This is a genomic window from Raoultibacter timonensis, assembly GCF_022845715.1.
GTDB classification, from domain to species: Bacteria; Actinomycetota; Coriobacteriia; order Coriobacteriales; family Eggerthellaceae; genus Raoultibacter; species Raoultibacter timonensis.
The window spans coordinates 3768952-3782727 of sequence record NZ_AP025564.1 but is presented as its reverse complement, the minus strand read 5'-3'; the positions used below and the strand labels follow the sequence as shown (position 1 = coordinate 3782727).

The 13776-nt window shown below is 60.0% G+C and carries 8 protein-coding genes; 7 read left to right on the top strand and 1 reads right to left on the bottom strand.

Features of this window, described 5'->3' with window-relative positions; all coding sequences use genetic code 11:
• Nucleotides 1-20 precede the first annotated feature (20 nt).
• From menC to MWL89_RS15310, 5 genes are all read left to right on the top strand, one after another.
• Nucleotides 21-2918, top strand: a complete 2898-nt coding sequence (menC, locus tag MWL89_RS15330) for an o-succinylbenzoate synthase (RefSeq protein WP_244387200.1) — start codon at nt 21-23, stop codon at nt 2916-2918.
• Between the two features lie 120 nt (nt 2919-3038).
• Nucleotides 3039-4532 (top strand): basic amino acid/polyamine antiporter, encoded by a 1494-nt coding sequence (locus MWL89_RS15325; RefSeq protein ID WP_244387199.1) that lies wholly within the window; start codon nt 3039-3041, stop codon nt 4530-4532.
• Between the two features lie 94 nt (nt 4533-4626).
• Nucleotides 4627-6054, top strand: coding sequence for a helix-turn-helix domain-containing protein (locus tag MWL89_RS15320; protein WP_244387198.1), 1428 nt, complete (start codon nt 4627-4629; stop codon nt 6052-6054).
• A 179-nt stretch (nt 6055-6233) separates the two neighbouring features.
• Nucleotides 6234-8096 carry an FAD-binding protein gene (locus MWL89_RS15315; RefSeq protein WP_244387197.1) on the top strand — a complete coding sequence of 621 codons (1863 nt, stop codon included), beginning with the start codon at nt 6234-6236 and terminating at the stop codon, nt 8094-8096.
• A gap of 176 nt (nt 8097-8272) precedes the next feature.
• Nucleotides 8273-9049, top strand: a complete 777-nt coding sequence (locus MWL89_RS15310; protein ID WP_102380433.1) for an arginine deiminase family protein — start codon at nt 8273-8275, stop codon at nt 9047-9049.
• Between the two features lie 188 nt (nt 9050-9237).
• On the opposite strand, the gene MWL89_RS15305 is transcribed toward MWL89_RS15310, so the two are convergent.
• Nucleotides 9238-10677 (bottom strand): response regulator transcription factor, encoded by a 1440-nt coding sequence (locus tag MWL89_RS15305; RefSeq protein ID WP_244387196.1) that lies wholly within the window; start codon nt 10675-10677, stop codon nt 9238-9240.
• A 267-nt stretch (nt 10678-10944) separates the two neighbouring features.
• On the opposite strand from MWL89_RS15305, the gene MWL89_RS15300 reads away from it, so the two are divergent.
• Both MWL89_RS15300 and MWL89_RS15295 read left to right on the top strand, forming a co-directional pair.
• On the top strand, nt 10945-11556 hold the full coding sequence (locus MWL89_RS15300; RefSeq protein ID WP_244387195.1) for a hypothetical protein: 612 nt from the start codon (nt 10945-10947) through the stop codon (nt 11554-11556).
• A 146-nt stretch (nt 11557-11702) separates the two neighbouring features.
• Nucleotides 11703-13301: an FAD-dependent oxidoreductase gene (locus tag MWL89_RS15295; RefSeq protein WP_180995332.1), complete on the top strand. Its 1599-nt coding sequence runs from the start codon at nt 11703-11705 to the stop codon at nt 13299-13301.
• Nucleotides 13302-13776: the final 475 nt, after the last annotated feature.

The following is a 13776-nucleotide window of genomic DNA, read 5'->3' as shown; positions in this document are numbered from 1 at the left end:
ACGAGGTTGGGGACGGACGCGTGATACAGCGGTTCGAACAGACGATGCGGAGGCGGCCGCACGACGTATTCTTCCAATACGTCGACGGTGCGGGTAATCGACGCGCCTTTACCTACGAGGAAACGAAATTCTCGGCTGCTGGCTTGGCGATGCGTCTGCGCGATCTCGGCATTTCGCGCGGTACCGGCGTTGCGGTCGATATGCCCAACTGCCCTGCGTTCGTATTCATGGCGCTTGCCGCGGCATACGGGGGCTTTACGCTTGTAGCCCTCAACCATCGCCTGACCGACGAGGAGAAGGCTTCGCGCCTTGCCGATTTGCGCATGTCGAGCGGCATCGAGGTGCCGAGAACGCTTACCGAACGCGATGTTGCCAGGCTTCTCGACGGAGTTCCCGGCGGCTATGACGTTGCCTACCGTATCGAGCATGCGATGGGGACGTCTGCCGGAGCGCAAGCCGTTGCCGACGCCATGGCGCGCGACGAGATTCAGCACGGCGCGCGCGGACGTGCAGCGGACAACCATAAGCCGGCTTTGCTCTCCCGGCTGTTCGGGAAAGACGACACCGGGCGCGAACAGGCGGCGCGGTCGCGCCGGCAGGACGGGACGGCTGCGGCTGGACGAGGGGGCGAAATCGATTCGCGGGCCATCGTGAACTTCGCAGAGCGCGCCCGCGCCGGGTTCGACCACGGGGTTTGCGCGCTCGTCATGTTTACGAGCGGAACGACGGGCAGGCCGAAAGCCGTTGCCCTCACCTGGGATAATCTTATGGGCTCGGCGGAATCATCGAATGCGGTGCTCAACCGCCATGGCGAGGGCCTCTGGCAGTCGGCGCTTCCGATGTTTCATATCGGCGGTTTTCAGATACTCGTGAGAAGCGTTCTCAACGAAACGCCGTTCATTCTGTACCGCCGCGCCGATGCGCAGCGGATACTTGCCGACGCCCGCGAATACGGAGCGACGCATATCTCGGTGGTCGATAAGATGCTCCAGGATCTGCTTGCGGCAAACGACGACGATACGCTTTCGCACTACCGGTGCCTGCTGCTGGGCGGCGCTGCCCCGAATCCGGCTACCCTCAGCCGCGCCGTTGCGGCCGAGGCGCGCGTCTATGCGAGCTACGGCATGACCGAAACGGCAAGCCAGATCGCCTCGGCTCGGGTGACCTCGTCCTCGGCTGGTCCGCTGACGCTTTTGCCCGGCTACGAGGCTCGCGTGGTGAATCCCGACGAGAGCGGTGCAGGCCAGCTTGCCGTGCGCGGACCGGGCGTGTTTCCGGGCTACCTCAACGCGCGGACCCCCTCCACGGCCGACGGGTTTTTCCTCACGGGCGATACGGCGACATGCGAGAGGGGCAAGCTCACCGTATTCGAGCGGACGGGCGATATGTTCGTTTCGGGTGGCGAGAACGTGTACCCAGCCGAAATCGAGCGCAAGATCATGCGCGTGCCCCAGGTGAGCGATGCCTACGTGTTCGGTGCCGAAGATGCTACTTGGGGGCGCAGACCCATCGCCTTCGTGGAGCGTGAGGTTTCCTCGCCATCGGCCGGCGTTGCTGCCCCGCGGGCGTTCGCCGAAACCGTTCGCACGAGCTTGCAGCGACGTGTATCGAAGCTCTATCAGCCTAAACAGATTTTCGTGCTCGACGATTTCCCCCGTACCGGTGTCGGCAAGACCGATCGGGTCGCGCTGCGGCAGGCTTACGACGAGCGGATAGAGATCAAGCGCGTGACGCTCTACCGGATCGACCAGGGGCTCGTAACGCCGTTCGCCACGGCGAAGACCACCATGAACTCGCGCGAGTCGATCATCGTCGAAATAGAGGACCATGCGGGGAGAACGGGTATCGGCGAGTGCGTGGCGTTTGCGACCGATTGGTATCTGCCCGAAACGCTTGGTGACGACCTGATCGTTCTCGAGCACCATCTGATTCCCTTGGTTCTCTCCCAGGTGTACCTGCATCCGGGTGAAGCTTCAGCTGCATTCGCCGAATGCGATGCAGCGAGAGCGTACCCGCTCGCCCGTGGAGCGCTCGAGCCTGCTCTGTGGGACCTGTACGGCAAGATCGTCGGCAGGCCTCTGTGGCAGCTTATCGGCGGCGCACGCGCCAAGCGCGACACCGAGGCGGGCGCAACTGTTCCCTCGTTGCAGACGCTTGCGACGGCCGAGGTCCGCGCCGGCGTGGTGCTCGGCATGATGCCGGTTGATAAAACGCTCTCCGAGGTAAAACGCTATGTCGAGGCGGGCTACGCTCGCGTGAAACTCAAGATCAAACCCGGGGACGATTATTCTCGCGTTCGCGCCGTGCGGGTGGCGTATCCTCACCTCACCATCATGCTCGATGCGAACCAGAGCTATACCGAACGCGATCTCCCAGCACTCAAATCGCTCGACACCCTGGGAATCCGTTGCATCGAGGAGCCGCTCGATCCGAAGCGCGCGCCTTCGGTCGGTCCGACCGATCTGTTCGCCCGGCTCGCCCGATTGCAGCGCGATCTTACGATGCGCGTCTGCCTCGACGAATCGGTGGTAACCGAAGGCGATTTGTCGCGGGCGCTCGAATATCCTGAGCTGACGTGCTATGCCGTGAAGATCGGCAAATTCGGCGGCGTGCAGCCGACGCTTGATTTCTATCGCGAGGCTCGAAAACGCGGCATCGAACTGTGGATGGCGGGCATGTACGAAACAGGGGTGTCGAAACGCCTTCATGCGGCCTTCGAGACGCTGCTCGGCGTGAACATCCCCGGCGATATCAGCGAAACGTCGCGTTATTTCGAGCAGGACATCACCGATCCGCCGTTTACGGTGCAGCAGGGCGTTGTCGTGCTCAATCAGAAGGGGCACGAGGCGGGACTCGGATGCGAGCTCGACTATCAAGCGCTCGATACCGTACTCATGGAGCGGCGCGATTACCGGTAGCCGCATGTGCGCACCGAGCGTCGCATATCCGAATTATTACAACGCGGTGTAAGCTGGTCAGTTTTTCAGGAGTATCGAGTATTATGTATCCGTCCATCATACAAGACGGGGTGATACAACATGAGCGAACCATCAGCGTCACCGGCCGTGCAAACGGAAAGCGCGTCCGGCATCGCCAAACCCGAAGGCGGACTTGGCATTTTTCGTTTGGTCACCACGGTCATCACGCTTATCGTGGGCGGCGGCGTGTTCACGCTGGCGGGCGATCAGGCGGCGGGGGGCGCAAGCGGCGCCGCCGTGCTGACCGCATGGGGCATCTCGGCGGTCGGCGTGCTGTGCCTCGTCATGACGTTCTTCGCTCTTTCTCGCGTGAAGCCCAAGCTCAAGGGCGGCATCTACAGCTACGCGAACGCGGGGTTCGGCGATTTCCTCGGGTTCAACAGCGCATGGGGCTACTGGATCAGCGCGCTTCTGTGCACGGTGAGCTTTTCAGCGCTTCTGTTCGGGGCTCTCTCGTACTTCTTCCCGATATTCGGCGGTGGCACGAACCTGCCGTCGATCATCGGTGCGAGCATTCTCATCTGGTTCTACGTGTTCCTTGTCTCGCGCGGCATCAAAGAGGCGACGGGTGTGAACGCCGTCATCACCATCTCGAAGTTCGTTCCCATCTTCGTGGCCATCACGGCTATCGTCTTCCTGCAGAAGTTCGATCCCGCCATCTTCATGGAGAACTTCACGACGGGTGCGGTGCCCGGTATGCCGTTCTTCGATCAGGTGAGCAGCACCATGATGGTGACCATCTGGGTGTTCGTCGGTATCGAGGGCGCGGTGGCCATTTCGGGCCGTGCGAAGAAGGAGCGCGATGTGGGCAAGGCCACCATCATCGCGTTCGTGTGCGTACTTTCGATCTATCTGATGGTGAGCGTGCTTTCCATGGGCGTTATGCCGATGTCCGAACTGGCCCAGCTTGAGAATCCCGCGCTTGCGGGCGTCATGGAGCACGCAGTGGGGCAGTGGGGCGCCATCCTCATTAACGGCGGCGTAGTGCTTTCACTTGTGGGCGCGATGCTCGGCTATACGGTGCTTTCGAGCGAATCGCCGTACGAAGCGGCCGAGCAGGGCGTGTTCATCAAGGCGTTCGCCAAGACGAACAAAAAGGGCGCACCCATCGTTACGCTTGTGGTCACGAACATCATCGTCGAGGCCTTCTACGTCATCATGCTGTTCTCCGACAGCACCTACCAGTTCTTCTACACGCTTTCGGCGGGCATGATTCTTTTGCCGTATTTGCTTTCCGCCGCGTACTTCGCCAAGATCACGTTCACCGAACCGGGAGCGTTCAAGGGCAAACTCGGCGGCAGCATCGTTTTGTGGCGCATCTTCGGTATCTTCGGCGTACTCTACAGCTTCTTTCTCGCGTGGGCGTCGGGCGCGGTGGGGCTTACCCTCATGTCGCTCTTGTACGCGCCGGGTATTCTCATGTACATCAAGGGGAAGAAGGAACGCGGGGAGCCCTACCTCAAGAGCACGGTCGACCGTGTGGTGGTGGCGATCATTCTTCTGGCGGCCGTCATCTCGATCGTTCTGTTGGTGACCGGCCAGGTGGTTTTGTAACTCGCGCCGTTTGGGGCAAAAAGATACAATAGACATGTTCGCAAGAAACCGCTTCGAGCGGTTTCTTGGCTATACCCGACGATAGGTTGGACTTATGGGCTCATCGGGCGAGGCGCGTTCATATTCCAAAGAAAACGAGAAGCGGCCGAGGCTGAGTTTGCTTACCGTCGGCTTGGCGGCGCTGTTTTCCACGCTCTTGATTTTTTCAGGTGCCATGACTTCGTTTCTTGCTCATGAGGGGGTAAGCGATTTCATCAGCCTATACGCTCGTTCAGCTTTGGTTTCGGTGCTGGTTGTTGCCGCATCGGTTGCCGGGTTCTCCTTGGCGGGGAAAAGCATCCCCCTCAAAGCGATTTCCGGGGTGGGCGGCGTCGTCCATCTCGTAGCGAGCGCGTTTTTCTGCTATCTGGTTTTGGCGGGCGACCAAGGTGCGTCGCTAACATGCTTCGGCGGTGCTGCAAGCGGCGTGGGCTGCGGGCTTTTGTGCTTGGTTTGGGGCAAGCTGTTCAGCCGATTTCCTTTGAGCGGCGCCCTGCTCAATGTAGCTGCGGCGAGCTGCGTTGCGGCGATAGTCTATGCATGCATCATGCTCGCTCCCACGCTTGCAGGCGTTGGCGTGTTCATGGTTTGCGCTGCGGTTTGCGCGGTTACGCCGTCCCTGTTCGATCATCGCGCGTTGTTGGAGCATGAGAGTACGAAGGGCCGAGGTTCGGAAAAGGCCTCTTCGCTTCCCTCGTTTTTCGGGGTGGTTGCCGAGCCTGCGCTGGGACTGCTGGTCTTCGCCTTCATCATGGGGATTACCTGTTATACCTATACGGAGTGGTATTCCGATTATCTGCTCGCCTCGTTCGTGGCATCCGCCATCTTGGTGGTTCTGGCGTTTCTGAGGCTTAAGAAGCCAATCGTGCAGCCGTTGTATCGAAACATCATTCCGCTGCTTGCCATTATCATGCTGGCCGTATCGAGCATGAGCACGGCTCTGTCCGGCGAATCGGCAACCGAAATGTTCTGCATGTTTTTGCTCTGCTCGTTCGCGGCAACGCTGACGGTGGCAACCCTGTGCGCCATAGCGCACGCATCCGAATTCAGCTCGGATTTCATCTATTCGATCGCTTTGGTGCTGTTTGCGGCCGCTTCTTTGGTTGGATTGAGCTGCTCGGAGATTCTCTCCGAAGAAACCATCAGCGTGGTGGTTACCGCCGTGACAACGCTGTACGCTGCCGTCATGCTCGTTGCTCGAAGCGTACGGCAAAGCGGTGATGCGCTTATCGACGAGGATGGGCTCGGGGAGGACGGCTCGCAAACGCTGGGCGAGCGGTGCGCCGATCTCGCCCGTGCGTATTCCCTCACCGACCGGGAACACGAGATCCTCGAGCTTTTGGCGCGCGGATATGCGAGTGCCGAGCTCTCGGAGACACTGTTCATTTCTCCCAATACGGTAAGGACTCATATTCACAACATGTACCGCAAGCTCGGGGTGGCTTCGCGCGAAGATCTATCCCAGCTTGTTCGAGATCGCTGAGTTTTCTCAATTGGGATAATTAAGACTCTGAACGGGTATGATAAAAACTAGAATCCATCCGTTGACCTTGTTTCGCAAGAATTCAACGCCCCTACGTATTGTCTAAACGCTTCTCGCCTTCGGAAAATGCAAGCGCTTCAACGTGAAGCGGCATGCAAACAGATACAAGGAGGGAATGCATGAGCGTATCAAGACGCAGTTTTCTGAAGGGCATGGCAGGGGCCGGTCTTGTGGGAGCCACTGCGGGGCTGATCGGCTGCTCGCCGCAAAAGGAAACGCAGGGCGCAGCGACTCCCGAAACGGGTGCGGCCAGCGAGCCGATTACCGTGCCGAAGGGCTATATTTGCAGCGAAGACTGGCTCGGCGAGGCTCCGGCTGTCGGCGAAAGCGATATCGCCGAGACACGGAGCTTCGATGTGGTCGTTGTGGGCGGCGGGCATGCGGGAACGCAGGCGGCGCTTGCGGCCGCTCAGCTTGGCGCATCGGTTGCGGTTATCGAGAAGCACAAGGACGGCGAGATCGTGTACCGCGGCGACGACATCTGCTCGTACAATTCCAAGTTGCTTGAAGGCTGGGGTTTTGGTCCGTACAACCTCGAGGACATTACGAACGAATACATCCGCCGTGCTGCGGGCAGGTGCAACAGCGAGGCGATCAGGACATTCGTGTACAACTCCGGCGAGATGATGGACAACCTGGTTTCACTTGTTCCGGAAACCTCGACAGTGTTCGATTACGAGGGCAAGCAGTGTACGGTGCAGATTGCCTTCGAGAAGCCCAACGGGTCCGATTATCCGATCCTCAACGGCGGCTTGCATCAGTGGGCTTCGACGCTGCAGACGCTGAACTCGATGAACGAAGCGCCGATCGGCCGCAATGGACTTACGGGCATTACACGCCTGGCCGAGCTCGAAGTGTACTCTCGAGAAGCTGCGGAGGATCTCGGCGCGACGTGGTACTGCAACGAGAGCGCGGTTGTCTGCACGAAGGCCGACGACGGAGCTGTCACGGGCGTCATCACCCAGGACGGAGAAAGGAAGTACATCAAGTACGAGGCCGCCAAAGGCGTTATCCTCGCAACAGGAGACTTCGGCGCGAATACCGACATGGTGTATCAGCTGTGCGACGAATGCGGCGAGTACGCCGAGCGTCATGGCGTGGATCGCGAAATGCTCACCGGCATGACCGACTGCGACGGCTCCGGTCACAAGATCGGCTGCTGGGCGGGCGGCGCTATCGAGGGGCATCCGCGTCCTGTTGCAGGCAGCGCCCCTGTCATCGGTTTCGGACCGTGGGGTTCGACGCCGTGCTTGTGGATGAACTGCCAGGGCAGGCGCTTCATGAACGAGGAGTGCAGCGCCCTCTTGCTCGCGCAATCGATTCGCCAGCCCATTTCGCAAGAAGGCACGATGGGCAACTTCGCTGTCATGGATAAGAAGTACATGCAGTACGTGCAGAAGTGCGGCCTCGATCACGGTTCGCCGAACTGGGGATTCGAGCAGGGCATGGAGGCGTTCGACAAGGCGATGCAGGCGACGCCCGAGAACGGCAGCATCAAAGTGACGACCATCGTTATTGCAAGCTACAGCGAAGAGCAGAACAAGATGCTGACCTACGACGTGTTCGTGGGCGATACGATGGAGGAGGCCATGAAGAACGCCGGTCTTTCGGGCGATGCCCTGGCAACCGCGCTCGAGACGGTCGAGCAGTACAACGAGCTTTGCGCATCGGGAACCGATACGCAGTTCGGCAAGAGCTCGGACATCATGATTCCCATAAACGAGGCTCCGTTCTATGTTGCAATTCAGGCGACTTCGGCGCTGTACGGCCCTGGGTTGAACACGCTTGCGGGACTGTGCGTAAACGGTAATTACCAGGTGTTGACCATGGACAAAACATCGGTCATTCCCGGTTTGTACGCAGTCGGCAATACGATGGGCGAGCGGTACGGGAATTCGTACAGCTGTCCGTCGGCCGGCAACAACATGGGCAATGCGCTCACGAGCGGGCGTGTTGCCGGAAAGCATGCGGCCTCGGCGTAGCGGCAGCTGAAAAACGCGAAGGCGGTAGCGGGCGGGTCCGACAGGGCTCGCCCGTTTTGCTCGATGACAGCTTGAAAACCCTTTCGGCGATCGCTTCCAATTTCACCAAGTTGGTGGATAATCGATTCAGCAACAGTTCGCTTAATCCATCGCGCAAGGCGGTGGCCGAAGGAGGAATCGCAATGTTTACGAACGTGATCGTCAGGCGTCCGAGCAAATCGCTGGTAGACGGCATCACCTCTGCCCCTGAGCTGGGAAAGCCCGATTACGAGCTGGCGCTCAAGCAGCATGACGACTACATCGCCGCGCTCAAGGAATGCGGCGTCGAGGTGACGGTTCTGCCGGCGCTCGAAGAGTTTCCCGATTCCTGTTTCGTAGAGGATACCGCCGTCATTACGCGCAAGGGTGCCATCATCGACAATCCGGGTGCCGGTACGCGCAATGGCGAGGCGAAGGCGATGGAGCCGACGATTCGCGAGTTCTTCGATGACGACCGCATCGCCTACATCGAGGCACCCGGAACGCTCGAGGGCGGCGATGTCATGATGGTGGGCGACCACTTCTTCGTGGGACGCTCTGCTCGTACCAACGAGGAGGGCATCCGCCAATTCATCGAGATCCTCGAGGGCTGGGGCCTAACGGGTTCCGAGGTTCCGCTCGAGTACGTGCTGCACCTCAAGACCGGTGTGAACTACATCGAGGATAACAACATGCTCGTATCGGGCGAGTTCATCGAGAAGTCCGATTTCGCCGAATACAACAAGATCGTGATCCCCGAGGACGAGGCGTACGCCGCCAACTGCATCTGGGTCAACGGCACCGTGATCGTGCCCGAGGGATACCCCACCGTACTCGAGAAAATCCAAGAGGCGGGCTACAAGACCATCACGGTCGATACGTCCGAGTACCGCAAGCTCGACGGGGGCTTGAGCTGCCTGAGCCTGAGGTTCTAGAATCCGCGTATCCCAAGGGGTACAATGCAGCGGTACGCAACTTGGCGAATGTGCATGGCGAGCGCTCCTCCGGGGGCGCTCGTTTGCTGTTTGGGAGCGATGCGGACGGCGCGCCCGACCCCCGTCGACGGCGGGACGGATTGGCTGGCGCTGCGCGTTCGACGGCCCCGGTTCGCATCGGACCGCGTTCAGCTCTGCCCACCCGCTTCCTCCGGTGCGGTGTCTTCGAGTAAGTCGAGCAGTTCTTGGCGCGAATGCACTTTGAGCTTTTGATAGATATGGCTCGTGTGGGTGTTGACGGTGTTCATCGAGAGGTGAAGTTCTTCCTGAATGCGCGGAGCCGACCGGCCCTTCGCTATGAGCCTCAGCACGTCGGATTCGCGACGCGAGAGCTTTCCTATGCGAACCAGTCGATCACAGCGGTCTTCGAGCGGAGCCCCTGCTTCCGTTTGGGCCTCGACTTTGACGAAGATGGGAATGCTGTAGCGGTCGGTGAACACGAACGAATACGTTGCCACGACGAGGATGCCCAGTACCACCGATACGACGCCGAGCAGATCGGGAATCACGGGTTCGAAATGGCTGTAGGCGTGGAACATGCCGAAACCGAGCAGCAGATCGAGCGAGAAGGCGATACGCGTAAGCGAGAACACGAGTGTCGGGGAGGTGCGGTAGCGCTGGCAGAAGTTGAAGGCGATGATCATGATCATGATCTTGAACAGGAACGCGCCGAAATTCGTAACCCCGTACATGAACTCGAAGCTGTGCTGCGCATAGGGCATGAACAGAACAGCCGTCATTGTGAGCAGAAACGAGATGCGGTAGACAAGAGACATGCGGTAGACAAGAGACATGCGGTGGCTGTGGTCGGCGATGATGACGACGAGCATGATGGAGCAGGCCACCTTGACGATGAACAGAATAAGGTTGAGTCCGCCCGAGTAAAACAACAGGTCGGATCCTTGCAGGTAAAAGTTGCGCATGAATTCATCGATGAAGCTGATGACGAAGATGCTACAACAGAGCAGAAGCAAAGCCTTGCGCTGCCCGGTGCGTTTGGGCGGCAGAATCGGTTCGCTGACGAAGGTGTCGTTGCGGGGGTTTCGCACCAAGAGAAACGCCGAGACGAACGGCATGGCCGACGCGATGCAGACGACGATCCACGGGCTCAGCTCCGGCAGGTAGGCTACGGCGGTGAGTACGTACATGAACAGGCTGTTCACCAAAACGCTGAGTACGAAGCCTATCAGGTCGTCGGCTTTGCAGAACGCCTGGTACCACGCAACGAAGAACCAGCCCGAGGCGATGCCCGTAAGCACTCCTGCGACAATCTGCAAGACGACGTCTATCGCGGTATCGCCCGAGGAGAACGGGATGATGAACGTGCCGATGCCCGCGCAAGCCGCTAGTGCGAAGATGACGACTCGGTTTTCGAACAGCTCCTCGAATCGTTTGGTGAGAACGAGCGCGGGAACAAGCGAGACCGCGCACACTCCGAGCGATATCTCGTATACACTCACCGACGAGTTCTCGGGAAACAGCTGCGGTGCAAAGAAGCACAGCGTAAGCCAGAGCTGACAGAGCGCAAATCCGATCGTCATCGGGATGTTGGCGCGGTTCAGCTCCATTGCAAACTTCGAACGAATGGATTCTTTGGCGTTTCTTTCCTTCTTTTGTTTCCGATCAGTGCTCATAAGCCCCTCGCAAACCTCACTAGAAACTGGTGAATTTCTCCCCTGAAATGCAAAACACCACGTCAAAAGCGCAGATTGTATTGCATTTTTCCCCTTAAAAACTATTTCACATCTTTCCTTCGATGGCAAGCAAGCATCGGTTTTCTACCATTGCCCTATCAACCCGCCCGAAACAGCGGGCGGTCGGGAGAAAGGGAGGCGATGGGGAAAGCCAAGCCGATTCACAAAGCGCTGATCGCGTTCGCCGCTGCGGCGATCGCCATTGCGGTAGCGGGATGCTCGCCGCAAGAGCCTGCGGCAGAAAAGCCTGCCGAGCAAGGTGGCGGCTCGGATAGCGCCGTGCAGGTTGCGTGGTCGCCCGACATGGATTGCGCGACATGCCATGCGACGGAGGGCGCGACGATGGAGGACGGCTCGATGGGGGCATGCATTCACGTGCAGGAGGCGCAGACGACGTGCATCAGCTGCCATGCAGACGAAGCGGCACTCGCCGACGTTCACAAGGAGGCGACGGCGACCGACACGATGCCGAAGAAGCTCAAGGCAACGGTGGTCGATGCTGCCAGCTGCCAAGCGGCGGGATGCCACGATCTGAGTGCAGACGAGATGCTTGCATGTACTGCGACCATTACCGATCTGACGGATTCGCAGGGAACGCAGGTCAATCCCCATGAGGTCATGGGTTTGACCGACGGGCACGCCGACATCCTATGCTCGGATTGCCACAATATGCACAAAGCCGAAGTCAATGCGGCAGACACGTGCGTCAGTTGCCATCATGCCGGTGTGTACGAGTGCAACACGTGCCACTAGGTCGATCGGCTGCTTGCGGGTTCGCTGCGTGCAGCAGCCGATGGTTTGCGGCTGGCGATAACCGCCGCATGTCGCGACTGGCAACCGAGTCAAGGAGTACCGCGTATCCGAGGGTGCGCGTCACACGACAAGGGAGAGGATTCAACATGGAGCAAACACGGAGGGATTTCATCAAGGGAGCCGGACTGGTCGCGGCAGGTGCTGCGGCGTTCACGGGAGTGACGGCGCTCGCGGGTTGCAGTTCGCAGCCTGCCGAAAAGACAGCCTTCGAGACCAAGCACGAATGCGACGTCGTGGTTGCCGGCGCCGGCATCGGCGGCTTGGCGGCAGCGGTGAGCGCGGCTGAGAAGGGTGCGAACGTCATACTGGTCGAGGCTTCGCAGCATGTCGGGGGAACGAGCCGCTTCGCCGCAGGTGCGTTCGGGCCGCGGTTCGGCGCCGAATGGGAGGCCGCTTACGCCAAGGCTCCTATGTCCGACCCGGAGCTCGGCAAGCTTGTCTGCGACAATTGGGGGTCGTATGTCGAGTGGATCGACGGCCTCGGGCTCACGACCGAGGAGCTCGCCCCGGGCAGCCCGTACGTATGGATGGGCGGCAAGCGCCCCGCCGAGGAGGGATCGAAGAGCTACACCGACGAATACCTGCAGCAGTTCGGCGATATCTTCGTTGAGAAGGGCGGCACGACGCTGCTCGGCACTCGTGCGATCAAGCTGCTGACCGACGACGCCGGTGCCGTAACCGGACTCGTTGCCGAAGATGCGGAAGGCCCCTTTGCCATCACGGCAAAAGCCGTCATCCTCGCAACGGGCGGTTGGCAGTGCGACAAGGAGATGTGCACCAAGTACATCGGTCGTCACGCCGATCTCGGACAGGCGCAGTGCGTGCCGTACCTCGACGGATCGGGAATCAAGATGGGCGTCGAGGTGGGTGCCCAGCTTTCGCGCAGCTTCGGCTCGTACTACGGGCATCCTCAGCCGTGGCCGATGACGTACTTGAACGGCGTCGATACGCCTGAGGGATACGAAGCTGTCGAGAACGTCGACGATGTGCACATCCTCTACTACGGCACCACGGAGCACTCGATACAGAGCATGGGCATCTACGTAAATACCGAAGGCAAGCGCTTCGTCAACGAGGGGCTCGGATCTTCGCTGGTGAACCAGGAGGTCATGCAGCAGCACATGGCGCGTGCTTACCTGATTCTCGACGAGGGCGTGCGCGATATCATCCGCCAGACTCCGTTCTGCAACGCCGCGGTTATCGGCGGCGACCGCATCGACCACATGATCGAGAAGGGCATGACCGTGGTGCAGGCCGATAGCATCGAGGAGCTCGGTGCGAAGATCGTTGCCGAGACGGCCGACGGAGTGAGTTTCAACGCGGCCAACATGGCGGCGACGGTAGCTGCGTACAACGAGGCCGCTGCCGCTGGAACCGCCGAAGCGCTCGAGGTTCCGCATCTCGGAACCGTGCCCGCAACGCCGCTTTCGACGCCCCCGTTCTACGCGATCCCCGTCGTCGGCGGCATCATGGCCACGTTCGGCGGATTGAAGATCAACACCGACACGCAGGTTATCGGCACTGACGCGCAGCCGATCGCGGGCCTGTATGCGGTTCCCGGCGCGGCGGGCGGCATCATGAACGGCGACTACTGGTGTGTGATGAGCGGTTATTCGGTGCTCGGCCGCCTTTCGGGCGAGGTGTCGACCGCGTACGCCCAGAGCGCGGGAAGCGCCGAGAAGTAGCTGGTGCCGCATGGGCGGCGCGCGGCTAGCTGCATAGTGAACTGCGTGGGAGCTGCGTGTTGAACCGCATTGCAAGACGCACCGTGGGCTTCGCGGCGAACTGAGCGAAAACTGCGCAGTGAGCCGCACAGCGAGACTGTACTGAGATTTCGGATGCCGCATCGGCTGATGCGGCATCCGCGGTGTGGTGGCTGAAAACGAGCGGTTTTCGGGTTCCCTGCGGTCATGTGCGGGCAGCCGTTCGCCCGATGCGTCCTGTCAGGTGTTGGTGCGGGCGCGTCGATTCCGATCAGACGGCGGAAAGGCGAATTCGTGGCAGGAAAGCGGAGCTATTCGTCGTCGTTAGACTCCTCTTTTGCAGATGGTTTAACAGTTGTATCTCTGATCAGGTACGATGAGGCAGCCCTGCGAGGTGACCGCGCCCTTCGGCGTTCAAAAGGGGTTCGGGCGACGAATATCTTCGTTTTCCTGCCAC